The 15,112-nt window shown below is 65.6% G+C and carries 16 protein-coding genes; 9 read left to right on the forward strand and 7 right to left on the reverse strand.

Annotated features, from left to right (window positions below; genetic code table 11):
• Positions 1 to 62 precede the first annotated feature (62 nt).
• The 3 genes from rpsD to IE126_RS11555 all read right to left on the reverse strand — a co-directional run bounded on the left by rpsD (position 63) and on the right by IE126_RS11555 (position 3,079).
• Positions 63 to 683 (reverse strand): 30S ribosomal protein S4, encoded by a 621-nt coding sequence (rpsD, locus tag IE126_RS11545; protein WP_054304609.1) that lies wholly within the window; start codon positions 681 to 683, stop codon positions 63 to 65.
• Between the two features lie 279 nt (positions 684 to 962).
• Entirely contained in the window at positions 963 to 2,045 is a 1,083-nt protein-coding gene (locus tag IE126_RS11550; RefSeq protein ID WP_054304610.1) for a Hint domain-containing protein, read from the reverse strand.
• A gap of 122 nt (positions 2,046 to 2,167) precedes the next feature.
• Entirely contained in the window at positions 2,168 to 3,079 is a 912-nt protein-coding gene (locus IE126_RS11555; RefSeq protein ID WP_189381061.1) for a lipid A-modifier LpxR family protein, read from the reverse strand.
• Between the two features lie 243 nt (positions 3,080 to 3,322).
• On the opposite strand from IE126_RS11555, the gene IE126_RS11560 reads away from it, so the two are divergent.
• The 9 genes from IE126_RS11560 (at position 3,323) to IE126_RS11600 (ending at position 10,581) form a co-directional block, all read left to right on the forward strand.
• Entirely contained in the window at positions 3,323 to 3,466 is a 144-nt protein-coding gene (locus IE126_RS11560) for a hypothetical protein (RefSeq protein ID WP_158640745.1), read from the forward strand.
• Positions 3,463 to 3,633 carry a hemin uptake protein HemP gene (gene hemP / locus IE126_RS11565; protein WP_082401175.1) on the forward strand — a complete coding sequence of 57 codons (171 nt, stop codon included), beginning with the start codon at positions 3,463 to 3,465 and terminating at the stop codon, positions 3,631 to 3,633. The genes IE126_RS11560 and hemP overlap by 4 nt, the downstream gene beginning before the upstream one ends.
• Before the next feature lie 11 nt (positions 3,634 to 3,644).
• Positions 3,645 to 4,898 (forward strand): imelysin family protein, encoded by a 1,254-nt coding sequence (locus IE126_RS11570; protein WP_189381062.1) that lies wholly within the window; start codon positions 3,645 to 3,647, stop codon positions 4,896 to 4,898.
• A 54-nt stretch (positions 4,899 to 4,952) separates the two neighbouring features.
• On the forward strand, positions 4,953 to 5,204 hold the full coding sequence (locus IE126_RS11575; protein WP_108130197.1) for a (2Fe-2S)-binding protein: 252 nt from the start codon (positions 4,953 to 4,955) through the stop codon (positions 5,202 to 5,204).
• A gap of 133 nt (positions 5,205 to 5,337) precedes the next feature.
• Positions 5,338 to 5,823 carry a bacterioferritin gene (gene bfr, locus IE126_RS11580; RefSeq protein WP_054304614.1) on the forward strand — a complete coding sequence of 162 codons (486 nt, stop codon included), beginning with the start codon at positions 5,338 to 5,340 and terminating at the stop codon, positions 5,821 to 5,823.
• A 152-nt stretch (positions 5,824 to 5,975) separates the two neighbouring features.
• Positions 5,976 to 7,490, forward strand: a complete 1,515-nt coding sequence (locus IE126_RS11585; RefSeq protein WP_189381063.1) for a di-heme oxidoreductase family protein — start codon at positions 5,976 to 5,978, stop codon at positions 7,488 to 7,490.
• On the forward strand, positions 7,490 to 8,449 hold the full coding sequence (locus IE126_RS11590; protein ID WP_189381064.1) for an imelysin family protein: 960 nt from the start codon (positions 7,490 to 7,492) through the stop codon (positions 8,447 to 8,449). Before IE126_RS11585 ends, IE126_RS11590 begins: the two co-directional genes overlap by 1 nt.
• Positions 8,450 to 8,453: 4 nt before the next feature.
• Entirely contained in the window at positions 8,454 to 9,524 is a 1,071-nt protein-coding gene (locus IE126_RS11595; protein WP_189381065.1) for a DUF1513 domain-containing protein, read from the forward strand.
• Between the two features lie 88 nt (positions 9,525 to 9,612).
• Complete coding sequence (locus IE126_RS11600) at positions 9,613 to 10,581, forward strand: type I glyceraldehyde-3-phosphate dehydrogenase (protein WP_189381066.1); 969 nt, start codon at positions 9,613 to 9,615, stop codon at positions 10,579 to 10,581.
• A gap of 72 nt (positions 10,582 to 10,653) precedes the next feature.
• On the opposite strand, the gene IE126_RS11605 is transcribed toward IE126_RS11600, so the two are convergent.
• The 4 genes from IE126_RS11605 to IE126_RS11620 all read right to left on the reverse strand — a co-directional run bounded on the left by IE126_RS11605 (position 10,654) and on the right by IE126_RS11620 (position 15,098).
• The gene (locus IE126_RS11605; RefSeq protein WP_189381067.1) at positions 10,654 to 11,967 is read right to left on the reverse strand and encodes an aspartate aminotransferase family protein; all 1,314 of its coding nucleotides are present in this window, start codon (positions 11,965 to 11,967) and stop codon (positions 10,654 to 10,656) included.
• Between the two features lie 10 nt (positions 11,968 to 11,977).
• Complete coding sequence (locus IE126_RS11610; RefSeq protein ID WP_229825426.1) at positions 11,978 to 12,994, reverse strand: phosphotransferase; 1,017 nt, start codon at positions 12,992 to 12,994, stop codon at positions 11,978 to 11,980.
• Positions 12,995 to 13,043: 49 nt separating this feature from the next.
• Positions 13,044 to 14,525 carry a nucleobase:cation symporter-2 family protein gene (locus IE126_RS11615; protein ID WP_189381068.1) on the reverse strand — a complete coding sequence of 494 codons (1,482 nt, stop codon included), beginning with the start codon at positions 14,523 to 14,525 and terminating at the stop codon, positions 13,044 to 13,046.
• 81 nt (positions 14,526 to 14,606) lie between these two features.
• Entirely contained in the window at positions 14,607 to 15,098 is a 492-nt protein-coding gene (locus IE126_RS11620; RefSeq protein WP_189381069.1) for an ureidoglycolate lyase, read from the reverse strand.
• Positions 15,099 to 15,112 lie beyond the last annotated feature (14 nt).

The following is a 15,112-nucleotide window of genomic DNA, read 5'->3' on the forward strand; positions in this document are numbered from 1 at the left end:
AGGGACAAAAGAAAAGGGCCTGCGCGCGGCAGGCCCTTCCCAAGCACAAGTCCCGCGAAGGATCAGTTCTTCGCGTAGTATTCGACGACGAGGTTCGGTTCCATGACGACCGGATAGGGCACGTCCGACAGGGCCGGGGTGCGCACGAATTTCGCGGTCATTTTGGAGTGGTCGACTTCCAGGTAATCCGGCACGTCACGCTCGGTCAGCGCGACAGCTTCCAGCACGATGGCCAGTTGCTTGGACTTCTGACGAACTTCGATCACATCGCCTTCCTTGCAGCGATACGAAGCGATGTTCACGCGCTGGCCGTTCACGGTCACATGGCCGTGGTTCACGAACTGGCGGGCGGCAAAGACGGTCGGCACGAACTTGGCGCGATACACGATCGCGTCCAGGCGACGCTCCAGCAGGCCGACGAGGTTTTCACCCGTGTCGCCCTTCACACGCTCGGCTTCGGCATAGATGCGGCGGAACTGCTTTTCGGTCAGGTCGCCGTAGTAGCCTTTCAGCTTCTGCTTGGCGCGCAGCTGCGTACCGAAGTCCGACAGCTTGCCCTTGCGGCGCTGGCCGTGCTGGCCCGGACCGTATTCGCGCTTGTTGATCGGGGATTTGGAACGGCCCCAGATGTTCTCGCCCATGCGGCGGTCGATCTTGTACTTGGCAGCGGTGCGTTTGGTCATCGCTGATCTCCTTCTTTGTTGGCTCCCTCGACCTGTCCGAAAGCCGGTTTCCGATTTTCGGGTCACGGGCAGCGAATGCCGCGCGGTTCCCGATCTGTCGTTGTCGGCCCGTTCAGGCGTCGGGCGAGAAGGGCGTTGTCCTTTCCCCTTTACCCTTGCGGGTTTCAGGGGCGACAGGCTACCCCTTGCGGGGGCCACCAACACCAATGGAAAGCCCCGCAATCGCTTGCGGGACCGGGCGCTTATACAGCGCAAAACGGGGCTGTCAACAGGCGCGGATCACGCCGCCATGTCATGCCGCAGGATCGCGGCTTCCGAGGCCGAGAGATTGCGCCGCGCATAGTCGCCATAACGCTCGGGATTGGCCTCCACCCCCGGCATCAGCGCCAGCAGGCTGGCGCGGCTTTCCGGGCTCAGCGTATCCAGAGCGGTATTCGCCGGGTGGAAGCTTTCCGTCTCCATCCCGTTGGCAAAGACGATGTTATGCCCTTCCAGCAGCAGATGCACATAGGTGACTTCACGCAGTGCATGATCGACCAGAATGCTGTGATCGTTCAGCAGATCCTCGGCCGCGACCAGCACTTCATCGGTATTGAACAGCGCCCGCGCGGCGGCGCCCGTCACCAGCATCCGGTGCTGCGGCGAGACCAGGAGGTCATCTTCAGGCCGGCCACTGCCGAAAGCGCCCGCGCGAAAGCGCACCGGGCGCAGATGCGGCATGGCATAAAGCCGGGCGCCCGACATGCGGCGGCTGCCGGTCCACAGAATCTCTTGCGGGCCATTGTCGCGGGTCAGCACCCGATCACCGGGGCGCAGATGCTGGATCAGTCTCGGACCATCGGGAGTGGCGATGCGGGTATCGGGGGTGAAACAGATCACCCCGCCCGCCTGCCGCGCCCCCGCCCCGGATTGTGTCCGGTCAACGGAGGTCCGCACCACCCACAGATCGCGGTCGGCCGGGGGCAGATCGTCGACAAACATGGCCAGCGTGCTGCCGGTATCGGGCACCGCGATCAGCGTGACGCACCAGCTTTGCAGCCCGTCGGTCACCACGACACCCTGTTCAGGTTCCGCCTCATCCTGTTCCGGCGCGGCCAGTGCGGCTGCGCGTTCCTCAAGACTGGCGCTCAGCGATGCGCCGATCAGTCGGCGCACCATACGCGCCGCACGTTTGCGGATGTCGGCCATATTCTCGGCCGCCTCCAGAACCAGCACCGATTGCGGGCCATCCACCCGCACCGGCGCGCCGGTCCAGCGCCAGGAGGCGCCCACCGCCAGCACATCGGGCGTGGCAGCCCGAATGCCATCTGTTTCTGTCTGCGACCAAGAAATGACGAACGTGCCCCGAGAGCCCGTTTTCATGCCTGTTCTGCCTGCTCGTTTTATTTTTATGCGAACAGGTTAACAGGCCGACTCAGGCTTGGCTATGTCAAATCGGCAACAATCCGCCTGCTAAACACACATTTCCGAATGCGTGGGAACAGTCAGAAGCGGAGGTTCACGCGCAGCGAACCAACGACCTGCCCTTCCGGCTGACTTTCATATTCCTTGCCCAGCCAGGTGACGCCATAGAAGGCCGCAGCGCGTTCGCCCTGCCAGTGCACACCGGCGCGCAGGCGACTGCGGCTGTCAGCCAGATCGGCCGTACCGCCCGAAGGCAGGTATTCGCTGTCGAAGACGCGCGCCACATCGCCGCCCAGCGTCAGGCTGAAGCCTTGCGCCACGTCGCGTTCGATCCCCAGCGCCCGCTGCCCCGTCACCACATCGCGCGCGAACAGCCCGCCGCGCCCGAAATCGCCCAGCACAACGTCACCGCCAACCCGAACGAAGCTTTCCACACCGGCCTGCGCCTCGACAAAGGGGCGCAGCGTCAGACGCTCCGTCACCTCAATGTTGCGGCCGATCTCGGCCTCCAGTGTCGGGTGAAAACCGTCGGGGATCTGGCTGTCGAGCACGGTGGGCCGGTCGAAGCCGAACATCTTGTGAATATCGCGCTGGAAGCGGCCCACGCCGGTCTGCGGCCCGGTGATCACCAGATCCAGACCGACGCGGGTTTCAAACCCGCCCATGTCGAAATGAGTCGCGATCCCCGGCGCGATGATGCCGACATAGCGGCGATCCGGTGTCGGATTGGTCAGCGATTCCGGGGCAATGATCTCGGCCCGCAGACGCACCTCCAGCAATTCGCCAAAGGTGGCGGGCAGGTGACCATCCCAGCGTTCCGCCCGGAAACGGCTGACGCTGTAAGACCCCGTGCGCCAGCGGTCCTTCGTGTCACCAATTGCGTCATTGTTGAAGATTCGCGCGAAACCAAGGGTCACACGCTCCTGCGCGGCGGCAGAATGTCCGGAAAGTGAAAAGGCCGCGAGTGCTGCGGCAAGGAGTGCCTGTTTCATGTATCGTCCGTAACCCGGCCCCCCAGCCTGCACCATTCGTACCAAGATCATCGCCCACGCGATAGTGCAAGCTTGCAACAGCCGGAAACCGAGCATCCGGCGCGGCAGAACCGATACAAAAACCAAGTGAAAGAATCAGACTTTACAAAGCCGAGTGATTTTGTCACCTTATCCCCATCCAAGCCAACCCCCTCGGGTCAGCCCGGATGCCCCGCGCAGACCGCCGCAACACCCGAGGTCCAGATGAAAGCGAATGATACCGGCCCTTTGGCCGAACCCAGACCCGAACCGCTGGTGATCGAGATGATCCGCCAGTCGCTGAACGGGCTGATCCCCGCGTCGCCGGACCTCATGGCCCTTTTCGACCGGATGGAGATGCCCCGATGAACATGCAAGTCGATCCCCGTGCCCTGATGTCCCTGCCTGCCGACACCACCCCCAGCCATGACGCCCTTGCCCTGACTGCGGGCGGCAATCTGGCGCGGATCGTGCTGCACGGTCAGGTCTATTCGCTGCGCATCACGCGGGCGGGCAAACTGATCCTCACCAAGTAACGGACCCCGGAATGAAACGCATCCTTCTGCCCGCCCTTCTGTCGACCGCCGCCCTGCCTGCCTTCGCCGTGACCGAGGCCGAGGTCGTCAAGACCTATGCCGATATCGCTCAGGCCGGGTATGGTGACAGCCTTGCCACGGCGAAGGCGCTGCAAACGGCAGTGGATGCGCTGATTGCCACCCCGTCGGAGGCCACGCTCCAGGCCGCGCGCAGCGCCTGGCTTGCAGCCCGCGTGCCCTATCAGCAGACCGAGGCCTTCCGCTTCGGCAATCCGGTGGTCGATGACTGGGAGGGCCGGGTGAATTCCTGGCCGCTGGACGAGGGGCTGATCGACTATGTCGACCCCGGCTATGGCCAGTCCGAGGAAAACCCGTTGTCCACGCTGAACGTGATCGCGACGCCGAAGTTCAGCATCGGCAGCACCGAAGTGGATGCCACCACGATCACGCCCGCGCTGATCAGGGAAACCCTGCACGAGGCTGACGGGATCGAGGCCAATGTGGCTTCGGGCTATCACGCCATCGAATTCATGCTCTGGGGGCAGGATCTGAATGGCACCGCGCCGGGGGCGGGCAACCGCCCGTACACCGATTACCTCACCGGCGACGGCTGCACCGGCGGCAATTGCGACCGGAGGGGTGCTTATCTGAAAGCCGCGAGCGACCTTCTGGTGGCGGATCTGGAGGAAATGGCGGGCGACTGGGCCGAAGGTGGTGCAGCCCGCGCCGTGGTGACTGACGATCCGGCCAAGGGCGTGCAGGCTATCCTGATGGGTATGGGCTCGCTGTCCTACGGCGAGCTGGCGGGCGAGCGGATGAAACTGGGCCTGATGCTGAACGACCCCGAGGAGGAGCATGATTGCTTCTCGGACAATACCCATAACAGCCATTACTACGATGGTGTCGGCATTCGGAACGTCTATCTGGCCAGCTATACCCGGCCCGATGGCAGCACGGTTTCCGGCCCTTCGCTGTCGGAACTGGTGGCAGAGAAGGATGGCGCGCTGGATACCGAACTGCGCGCGCGGCTCGACGCTTCGGTAGAGGCTCTGGGCGCGGTCAAGGCAGCGGCCGAGGGCGGCTTTGCCTATGACCAGATGCTTGCTCCGGGCGACAAGAAGGGCGAGGCGCTGATCATGGGTGCCGTCGATGCACTGGTGACGCAGACCGCCTCGATCGAGCGTGTCGTGCGCCTGCTGGGCATTTCTGGGACAGCGTTCGAAGGCTCTGACAGTCTCGACAACCCCGACGCCGTTTTCCAGTGATCCCGCAAGGGGGCGACACACGCGCCCCCTTCCCCCCTCCGGGACGAGGTTGCCATGATCGTCTGCCACTGCATGAATATCACCGATCACGAGATCCGCGCCGCCGTCGACTGGATGCGCGCCGCCGATCCTGAAACCATCGTAACCCCCGGCAAGATCTATCACGCGCTTGGTAAGCGGGCCGATTGCGGCGGCTGCATGCCCCTGCTGCTGGATACGATGCGGTCCTGCGACAGTTTCGGTGTTGCCGACCAACCCGCCCGCCCGCCCGTGCTGACCGCAATGCGTCAGCGCCGGATCGGCTGAAGTTCGCAATTTTTAGAATTATTCTAAATTATGCCGCCCACCCATGGACAGGCTGCGGACAGTGGCATAGCGTTTCATTCACACGAAGCCCGTCGGGATGCCTGCGCAGCCCGAGCAACGAATGAGGAACCCCATGAAAGGCGATGCAAAGGTCATCGAATATCTGAATGCCGCGCTGCGCTCCGAACTGACGGCGGTCAGCCAGTACTGGCTGCATTACCGGCTTCAGGAAGATTGGGGCTTTGGTCATCTGGCCGACAAGTCGCGCGCCGAAAGCATCGAGGAAATGCAGCACGCCGACCGGCTGATCGCGCGGATCATCTTCCTTGAGGGTCATCCGAACCTGCAAAAGCTTGACCCGCTGCGCATCGGCCAGACCGTGAAGGAAACGCTGGAATGCGATCTGGCGGGTGAACATGACGCCCGCACCCTGTATATCGAGGCGCGCAAGCATTGCGATGCGGTGGGTGATTTCGTCAGCCGCGCCCTGTTCGATGCGCTGATCGCCGACGAGGAAGGCCATATCGATTTCCTTGAAACCCAGCTTGGTCTTTACGAGAAACTGGGCGAAGAAAAATACGGCCTGCTGAACGCCAAACCCGCCAGCCAGGCGGAATGAGCGCAGGCGGGGCCAGCCACCGGCCCCGCCCCTTCACAGGAAAGTGTCAGCGTCAGAGGCTTGACGCGGCACCGTGTGAAAACGACGCATTGCGCGCGGCAAAAACTCCCGATAAAAAAACTCGGGATACGCCCTGACGCATCGGCACTCACATGACTTACCGCCTCGCCTTTACGGCTGCGCTTCTGCTTGCAGCCCCCGCCATGGCCCAGACGCTTGACGACCGGCACCTGCCCGTCCTCCCCCGCACCAAGGCCGAAACCGCCCGCATCGCCCGCGTGCTTGCGCCCCCTACCGATTTCAGTGCCCCCGAGAAGTTCGAGGCGAAACCCGGCGGCGCCGCGACCACCCGCGCCATCGCCACCGCCGACGCCTTTTCGCAAAGCTCGGAAAACATGCCCTTCGCCCGCGAGATGGATTTCAAGCTGGGCAACGGGCTGTTCCGCAAGACCTGGGTCGCGGCGCCTTCCTCGACCAAGGCCAGCGACGGGCTGGGGCCCTTCTACAATGCCCGCGCCTGTCAGGATTGCCATATCAAGGACGGGCGTGGCCATACGCCCGAGGGCGCGGACGAGCCGCGGGTGTCGATCTTCCTGCGGCTCTCGGTGCCCGGCGGCAATCCGGTGCCCGAGATAGCCGATTACATCGCCACAAGCCCCGAACCGACCTATGGCGGCCAGTTGCAGGACTTCGCAGCCCCCGGCCTGACACCCGAAGGACGCATGGGCATCGACTGGCGCGAAGAGCCGGTGACGCTGGCCGATGGCACCGTGGTTTCCCTGCGCCACCCGACCTATCGGTTCGAGGCCCCCGCCAACGGCCCGCTGGCCCCGGACATCCAGCTTTCACCGCGCGTGGCGCCGCAGATGATTGGCCTCGGTCTGCTGGAGGCGATTCCGGCGGCTGACATCCTTGCCCATGCCGACCCAGAGGATGCTGATGGCGATGGCATCTCGGGCCGCCCGAATATCGTGATGAGTGCGGAATATGGCGTACCGATGCTGGGCCGTTTTGGCCACAAGGCCGGTGCGCCGACGATCAAGGAACAAAGCGCAGGCGCCTTCGCGGGGGACATGGGGCTTTCCACCCCGCTGCATCCCGATCCCTGGGGGGATTGCACCGCCGCGCAGACCGCCTGCCGCACGGCGCCGCACGGGCAGGAACCCGACATCCGTGACGGGCTGGAGGTTGATGCGCAAAGCCTTGATCTGGTCACCTTCTATTCCCGCAACCTCGCCGTGCCGGAACGGCGCGGGCTGGATGATCCGCAAGTCCTGCGCGGGAAAGAAATCTTCCATCAGGCACAATGCGCCGCCTGCCATGTGCCGAAATTCGTCACCAACCGGCTGAAGGACCAGCCGGAACAAAGCTTCCAGCTGATCTGGCCCTTCACGGACCTGTTGCTGCATGACATGGGCGAGGGTCTGGCCGACAACCGCCCCGAAGGCCGCGCCACTGGCCGCGAATGGCGCACCGCCCCCCTGTGGGGCATCGGTCTGACCGAACAGGTTTCCGGCCACAGCCAGTTCCTGCATGATGGCCGCGCGCGCACGATACTGGAGGCCATCCTCTGGCACGGTGGCGAAGCCGAAGCTGCCCGTGCCATGGTTGTCAACCTTCCCACCGGGGACCGCGAGGCCCTCATCGCCTATCTGGAGAGCCTGTGATGATCCGTCTCTGCCTGTCTGCCTTGTTGCTGACCACCGCCCTGCCCGCCCATGCCGATGTGGCCGAGGCGGTGAAGAAACACGCTCTGCCCGGCTATGCCCGTTTCGCGGAAAAGACCGCCGCCCTCGCCGCACTGGACACTTGCAAGACCGAGCCGTTGCAGGCCGCCTGGAACGAGGCTTTCGATGCCTGGCTGGGCATCGCCCATCTGCGGCTGGGTCCGGTCGAGGAAGATGGCCGCGTGCTGGCCATCGCCTTCTGGCCCGATCCGAAGGGGCTGGGCCAGAAACAGCAGCGCGCCTTGCTGGAAGCGGCTGACACTGCTGCGCTGACAACGGATCGGATGGCCGAACAATCGGTGGCGGCGCGGGGTTTCTTCGCACTCGAACGGCTGCTCTGGCCCAGCGAGCCGCCGCAGGGCGATTACGCTTGCGCCCTGACCCATGCCACAGCAAAGGATCTGGCGCGGATGGCGGCGGAAATCGACGGCGAATGGAAAAAGGGCTTTGCCGAAACGCTGATCAACCCCCGCCCCGATGGCCGCTACCTGAACCGCAGCGAAACCCGGCAGGCGCTGTTCACCGCGCTGGTTACCGGGATCGAGTTCAACGCAGACAGCCGGGTGGGTCGCCCGCTGGGCACGCTGGACCGCCCGCGCCCCGAACGCGCCGAAGCGCGACTTTCCGGCCGCAGCCTGCGTGACATCACCCTCTCGCTGGAGGCGCTGCGCGGGCTGGCCCATCAACTGCATGATCCGCTGCCGCAGACCGATGCCGCTTTCGACCGCGCGCTGAAACAGGCCGAAAAGGTCGATCTGGCCCGGCTGGACGACTCCGGCATGTGGCTGAAAGCCCAGATCCTGCAACAGAACATCAAGGCCATTGCAGAAACCGCTGTCATCGAACTCGCCCCCGCGCTGGGGTCGTCGGTCGGTTTCAACTCGGCCGACGGGGATTGATCCGATGCAACGCCGCGCTTTCCTTGCGACCCTCGCCGCCGCAGCCGCCACGCCCCGGCTCAGCTGGGCCGATGCCGGAAGCCCCGCCTATCTGGCTGCCGCGCGCCTGCCCGATGGCAGCTATGCGCTGCATGGGTTGACCGTGGCGGGCGAAAGCCTGTTCGGCCTGCCGATGCCCGCGCGCGGCCATGCCGCCACCGCCCATCCCGAACGCCCGCTGGCCGTGGCTTTCGCCCGCCGCCCGGGCACCTTCGCGCTGGTGATCGACTGCGCCCGCGGGATCGAGACCGCGCGGCTGACCCCGCCGGAGGGTCGGCAGTTCAACGGCCATGGCACGTTTTCCGCCGATGGCGCGGTGCTTTACACCTCGGAGGTCATCGCCGAAGGCTCCGAAGGGCGGATCGGCCTGTGGGACAGCGATACCTGGCAGCGCATCGGCGAGATGCCGACCCACGGCATCGGCCCGCATGACATCCGCCGCCTGCCGATGTCGGACGATCTGCTGGTCGCCAATGGCGGCATCCAGACCGACCCGACCGACCGCACCAAGCTGAACACCGATACGATGCAGCCAAACCTTGCCCGTATCGCGCCGGACGGCACACTGGTGGCAAAGGCGGAACTGCCCGAAGGTCTGCACCAGAACTCCACCCGCCATCTGGCACTGCTGCCCGATGGCCGCGCCGCCTGCGCGATGCAATGGGAAGGCGACAGCGCCGAAACGCCGCCCCTTCTGGCGCTGTGGCAGGCGGGCGCGCTGGCGGCCTGTCCGGTGCCCGAGACCGAGGCACTGACCATGCAGAACTACGCCGGGTCCATCGCGCATAGCCCCGAGACGGGCGAGATCGCCCTGACCTCGCCGCGCGGCGGGGCGGTGCAGGTCTTTGCTGCCGACGGCAGCTTCAGGGCCAGCTTCCGCCGTGCCGATGCCTGCGGCATCGCTGCCGGGCCGGGCGGGTTCGTGGTGACGGATGGTAATGGCGCTGTGCTGGCCCTGACGGGTTCCGGCCTGCGCCCGCTGGCCAGTCATACCCTGAACTGGGACAACCATCTCATCGCGCTGGAGCGGACCTGACAGGAACCGGGGGATATGATCAAATCCCCCCCTTGCATCCCGACCCGCCGCATGCTCATCCTCGGCCCGCAACAGGCGGGAGGCGCGGATGCGAGTCTTCATCAACGGCTTCGGCCGGATCGGGCGGTCGGTGCTGCGCGCCTGGGCAAAGGGCGCTTGCGCAGGGATCGAGATTGTCGGGATCAATGACATCGCAGCGCCCGAGATGTGCGCCTACCTCTTTGAATTTGACAGTGTCTTCGGCCCATATCCCGGCCATGTGGCGCTGGAGCCCGGCGCGCTGGTAATCGACGGGCGCGCGATTCCGCTGCACCGCACGCCGGACATTTCCAGCCTTGATCTGTCCGGCGCCGATCTGGTGATGGAATGCACGGGCCGCGCCGACAGCCGCGCGGTGGCGGAGCGCGGGCTGAAGGCCGGCGCACGGCGGGTGCTGATCTCCGGCCCCTCGAAAGCCGCGGACCTGACACTGGTTCTGGGCGCCAATGACGCGGCGCTGGCGGATCAGGTGATCGTGTCGAACGCCTCCTGCACCACCAATGCGCTGGCGCCGCTGGCGCGGCTGATCCATGCGCATTGGGGCATCGTCACCGGGTCAATGACAACGATCCATTGCTATACCGGCAGCCAGCCCACGGTGGACGCGCCTGCAGCCGATTTCGCGCGGTCGCGCGCCGCGGCGCTGAGCATGGTGCCCACCACGACATCCGCGCAACGATTGGTCGATCTGGTTCTGCCCGATCTGGCGGGACGGCTGGAGGGGTCAGCCGTGCGGGTGCCGACGGCCAGCGTTTCGGCAGTGGATCTGTGTGTCATGACCGAGCGTCCGGCCGAGGTGGAGGCGGTGAATGCCACTTTCCGTGCGGCGGGCGGCGTGATCGGCGCGACCGACCGGCCGCTGGTCTCTACGGATCTGCGGGCGCGGGCGGAAAGCATCGTCATGGCCTGCCCGGAAACCCGCGTCACGCGCGGCGGCATGCTGCGCGTGTTCGGCTGGTATGATAATGAATGGGGCTTTTCCAACCGGATGCTGGATGTTGCCCGGCTGATGGGCTGACGGCGCGGGGCGGGGGTGCGGACCGGGGCTCTGCCCCGGACCCCGGAGTATTTTGACAAGAAGCAACGGGATTTAGCCCGGGCGGCGCAGGACGCGCTGCATCTTGTCGAGGAAGAAGGCGACATTGTCGGGGCTGAAGGTCAGCGGCGGGCGGATTTTCAGCACATGGCCCTGCGGGCCGGTGGCCGAGATCAGCACGCCCTCATCGCGCAAGCCGTTCACGATGCGGGCGGCGCGGGCCGCGTCGGGGGCGCCATCGGCCACGATGTCTAGGCCGAGGAACAGGCCTGCCGCGCGCAGATCGCCCAGGGTGGCGTGGTCTTTGGCGAGGCTTTGCAGGCCATCGGCAAAGAGCGCGCCGGTGGTGCGGGAATTGGCGATCAGCCCTTCGTCCGAGATCACGTCCAGCACCGCATTGGCCACCGCCGCCGCCACGGCATTGCCGCCAAAGGTGTTGAAATAGCGGGCGTGACCGGCAAATTCGGCCACGACCTCAGGTCGGACGGCGAGGCCTGCGACCGGGTAGCCATTGCCCATCGGTTTGCCCATCGACACCATGTCGGGCACCACGCCATGCCGGGCGAAGCCCCACATGCCAGCGCCGGTGCGGCCGAAGCCGGGTTGCACCTCGTCGGCGATGAACAGGCCACCGGCGGCGCGGATTGCCTCAACAGCGGGGGCAAGGCAGCCGGGCGGATCGGCGAAAATGCCGTCGGAGGAGAAGATGGTGTCGACGATCAGCGCAGCGGGGCGGATACCGTGGCGCGCGAGATCGGCGATGGCGGTCTGCACAGCCTGCGCGAAGCCTGCCCCCACGTCGTGGCCAAGGCGGCGCGGATCGGGCGGCGGCACCACGCGGACATGGGCGCCCAGCGGCACGCCCGCGCCCAGCGAGGGCGAGAATTCGGCCACGTTCTGCGTGACGCCGTGATAGGCGTTTTCGGTGACGATGATCCCGGCGCCACCGGTATGCGCCCGCGCGATGCGCAGCGCGAGGTCATTGGCCTCGGACCCGGTGCAGGTGAACATCATATGGCCCAGCGTCGCGGGCATCGTGGCCAGCAGGCGCTCGGCGAGGGTCAGCACGGTGTCGTGCAGGTATCGGGTGTGGCTGGCGAAAAGCGCCGCCTGATCGGCCATGGCAGCCACGATACGCGGGTGGCAATGGCCGCAGGAGGCGACATTGTTGTAGGTATCCAGATACTTGCGGCCCTGTGCGTCATACAGCCAGACACCCTCGCCCCGCACCAGATGCAGCGGGTGTTCGTAGAAGAGCCGGTAGGCCGGGCCCAGTGCGGCCTGACGGCGCGCGACCAGTGCGGCTTCCTCGGGCGGCAGGTCGACCGCACCGGGGCGGAAGGCGTTGGGCATGGTCTCGCGGGTCATTCTGGCCTCGTCAGTCAGGGCACGGCAGGGCCAGAAGGCCCGCCCGCGCGCCGGGGAAATTGCGCAGGATATAGGGGGCATTGCCGGGCTGCCGCGCGGCGCGGTGGCTGGTGATGGCCAGCGTCGTGACCATGCGGATCGCGGTCAGGTCGCGCAGCAGCGCCGCCTCGACCGGCAACAGCGGCAGGATGCTGGCCCAGCCTTCGGCCACTTGCGCGAGCGAGGCTTCGGCCTCGTCGGGGTTGAGCTGATAGGCCGCCGCCACCGCCAGATCGCAGATGCGCGGGGTAAAAACCATATCGCCGAAATCCAGCACACCGGAGATGCGGGCGGGATCGTCGGGTGCGATCAGCACGTTATGCGGGTTCAGGTCGGCATGCACCACCTGCCACGGCAGACCAGGCAGACGCGGCGCGACATGCGTATCAAAACGGTCGAGCCAGCGGGTGCAGATCGCACGCAGATCGGCATCGGCGATGGCGGGCAGCAGCGGGCGCAGGCGGCTGGCATGTTTGATGTCCCATTGCAGCACATGCCGGGCAGCGGGGTGGTCAAAACCTTCCAGCGCGCGGGTCAGGCGCGCGGCCATGGTGCCCATCCCCCGCCGCAGCGCGGCCGAAGTGGGCGCACGGTGCATCGGCACGCCCTCAACCCAGGACAGCAGCCGCATCCGGTTGCCCCCCGCCAGCAGCACACTCGCCGCACCATCGCGGGCGCGTATTGCACGGGGCACCGGCAGGGCGGGGTCGCGCGCGGCGATGTGATCCAGCGCGAGGGTCTGAAATTCGGTGACACCCGCATCCTCGGCCGCGTTCACCACCTTCAGCACGAAATCGCCCTGCCCCGTGCGGAGGCGAAAATTCAGATCACGCTCCGATGTCAGTGGCTCCAGCCTGCCGTCGATTCCCCAATGTGCGGCGACGGCCGCAAGACACTCTGCCTCGGTCAGGGCAGGCGGCGGCACGTTCAGGATCGGACCAAGCGGGTCGTCAGTGGCGGGCATCTGCGTCATGGCGCTACGGAACATGAAAACGCCCCCGGCGGCAAGGCCGGGGGCGACAGGCGCATGTCGGCGATCAGTGATCGGCCATGCTGGCAGCGACCTTCGCCTCCTCGGCACTGCCCGAGGCGCCGTTGAAGAAGGCATTCAGCGCCACGGCAGCGATGGAGGCCAGAAGGATGCCGCTTTCGATCAGCGGATGCAGACCATGCGGCATCCATTGCTTGAAGTTCGGCGCCACCAGCGGGATCATCCCGAAGCCGAGGCTGACCGCCACGACGAACAGGTTGTTGCGGTTGGTGGTGAAGTTGACACCCGCAAGGATACGCACGCCGGTCGCGGCCACCATGCCGAACATCACGAGACCCGCGCCGCCCAGCACCATGGTGGGGATCGATTCGACCAGCGCCCCCATTTTCGGCAGCAAGCCCAGCACGATCAGGATGATCCCACCCGCGACGCAGACAAAACGGCTCTTGATCCCCGTCACACCGACGAGGCCGACATTCTGGCTGAACGAGGTATAGGGGAAGGTGTTGAAGATGCCGCCGATCAATGTGCCCAGACCATCGGTGCGAAGGCCCGCGGCCAGCGCCTTCTGATCGACACGCCGCCCGGTCATGTCGCCCAGCGCGAGGAACATGCCGGTGGATTCGATCATCACCACGATCATCACCAGCACCATGGTCAGGATCATCACCGGATCAAAGCTCGGCATGCCGAAATGAAAGGGCGTGATGAAAGCAAAGACATCAGCCTTCGCCACCTTGTCGAAATTCATCGCGCCAATGGCAATGGCAAGCACGCAGCCGATCACGATGCCCAGCAGGACCGAGATATTGGCGATGAAGCCCCTGGCAAACCGCGCGATCATCAGGATCGAGACCAGCACCACCGCCGACACGGCAACATTGCCCAAGGGGGCATAGGCCGGGTTCGGAACGCTGGCGGCGGCGGCCAGTTTCTCGGGCATAGGCGGCAGACCCGCAGCAGCGGCGCCGTCCTTCATCGCGGCCAGCCACTCGGCATGGGCCGGATCAACGATGGAAGGCGCGGTCGGCCCGAACGGGTTGCCGAAGATCCAGTTGATGCCGATCCGCATGAGGCTGACACCGATCACCAGGATGATCGTCCCCGTCACCACCGGCGGGAAGAAGCGCAGCATCTTCGACACCAGTGGGGCGATCAGCATGGAAATCACACCGGCGGCCATGATGGCCCCGAAGATCGCCCGCGCGCCTTCCGGGCCGGGATTGGCATTGGCCATGGCGACCATCGGGCCGACAGCGGCAAAGGTCACCCCCATCATCACCGGCAGCCTGATGCCGAACCACTGGGTCACGCCAAGGCTCTGGATCAGAGTGGCGATGCCGCAGACAAACAGATCGGCCGAGATGAGGAAAGCCACGTCGGCAGGGTCAAGTTTCAGCGCACGACCGATGATCAGCGGCACGGCAACGGCCCCGGCATACATCACCAGCACATGCTGGAAGCCAAGGCCGAGGAGTTTCGGGGCCGGCAGGATTTCATCCACCGGATGCGGAGTTGAGGAGGCCATTCTGTCCCTTTCCTGCGGAGGAGTTGTTTTTCGCGCCGTCTCCGCGCCTCCCCCGGGGGTCGCGGTCCGGTTAGGCCCCGCTTATGGCGCAGGAAGGATCATGTAAGGCTCGGGGAACCAGTGTTCCTGAAGGTTGGGCGTGGTGCCGATACGGTCGACCACGGCGAAAAGGCCGGGTTCGTGCAGCGGCGTCAGCACCCCGTGCCAGGTGCCGCGATGCAGGTTGATCGCCTGTGTCCCGTCGGTGACGAAAGCACGCGGGCGACCGGGGTGGCCGCCTTCGTCCGGGGCCACGATCACGAGGAAGGGATCGGCGCTCATCGGGATGAAGGCCTGACTGCCCTCCGGGTGACGCTCCACCATATCAAGCGTATAGGGAAAGGCGCGCGGCACCGCCTTGAAGATCGACAGGCCCGCCCGGGCCTCCGGGCCGAAATCCAGCCGCGCGCGGTCGTGATACCGGCCACAGAAGCCCTGATTGATGATCCGGTCCGGCGCACCGCTGGCAGACAGCACATCGCCGAAGGGGGCGAAGGCCTCGGGGGTCAGCGGTTCGGTGAGGATCTGCAACATGGTCGGTCTTTCGT

This window comes from Gemmobacter nanjingensis (assembly GCF_014652195.1).
Taxonomy (GTDB): Bacteria; Pseudomonadota; Alphaproteobacteria; order Rhodobacterales; family Rhodobacteraceae; genus Gemmobacter; species Gemmobacter caeni.

Excerpts from the sequence above, each read along its gene's own strand:
- IE126_RS11610 (WP_229825426.1), bottom strand. The coding sequence starts at position 12,994 with ATGTTCCGTAGCGCCATGACGCAGATGCCCGCCACTGACGACCCGCTT.
- IE126_RS11595 (WP_189381065.1), top strand. The coding sequence starts at position 8,454 with ATGCAACGCCGCGCTTTCCTTGCGACCCTCGCCGCCGCAGCCGCCACG.
- IE126_RS11590 (WP_189381064.1), top strand. The coding sequence starts at position 7,490 with ATGATCCGTCTCTGCCTGTCTGCCTTGTTGCTGACCACCGCCCTGCCC.
- IE126_RS11570 (WP_189381062.1), top strand. The coding sequence starts at position 3,645 with ATGAAACGCATCCTTCTGCCCGCCCTTCTGTCGACCGCCGCCCTGCCT.
- IE126_RS11550 (WP_054304610.1), bottom strand. The coding sequence starts at position 2,045 with ATGAAAACGGGCTCTCGGGGCACGTTCGTCATTTCTTGGTCGCAGACA.
- IE126_RS11555 (WP_189381061.1), bottom strand. The coding sequence starts at position 3,079 with ATGAAACAGGCACTCCTTGCCGCAGCACTCGCGGCCTTTTCACTTTCC.
- rpsD (WP_054304609.1), bottom strand. The coding sequence starts at position 683 with ATGACCAAACGCACCGCTGCCAAGTACAAGATCGACCGCCGCATGGGC.
- IE126_RS11575 (WP_108130197.1), top strand. The coding sequence starts at position 4,953 with ATGATCGTCTGCCACTGCATGAATATCACCGATCACGAGATCCGCGCC.
- IE126_RS11605 (WP_189381067.1), bottom strand. The coding sequence starts at position 11,967 with ATGACCCGCGAGACCATGCCCAACGCCTTCCGCCCCGGTGCGGTCGAC.
- bfr (WP_054304614.1), top strand. The coding sequence starts at position 5,338 with ATGAAAGGCGATGCAAAGGTCATCGAATATCTGAATGCCGCGCTGCGC.
- IE126_RS11600 (WP_189381066.1), top strand. The coding sequence starts at position 9,613 with ATGCGAGTCTTCATCAACGGCTTCGGCCGGATCGGGCGGTCGGTGCTG.
- IE126_RS11560 (WP_158640745.1), top strand. The coding sequence starts at position 3,323 with ATGAAAGCGAATGATACCGGCCCTTTGGCCGAACCCAGACCCGAACCG.
- IE126_RS11620 (WP_189381069.1), bottom strand. The coding sequence starts at position 15,098 with ATGTTGCAGATCCTCACCGAACCGCTGACCCCCGAGGCCTTCGCCCCC.
- hemP (WP_082401175.1), top strand. The coding sequence starts at position 3,463 with ATGAACATGCAAGTCGATCCCCGTGCCCTGATGTCCCTGCCTGCCGAC.
- IE126_RS11615 (WP_189381068.1), bottom strand. The coding sequence starts at position 14,525 with ATGGCCTCCTCAACTCCGCATCCGGTGGATGAAATCCTGCCGGCCCCG.
- IE126_RS11585 (WP_189381063.1), top strand. The coding sequence starts at position 5,976 with ATGACTTACCGCCTCGCCTTTACGGCTGCGCTTCTGCTTGCAGCCCCC.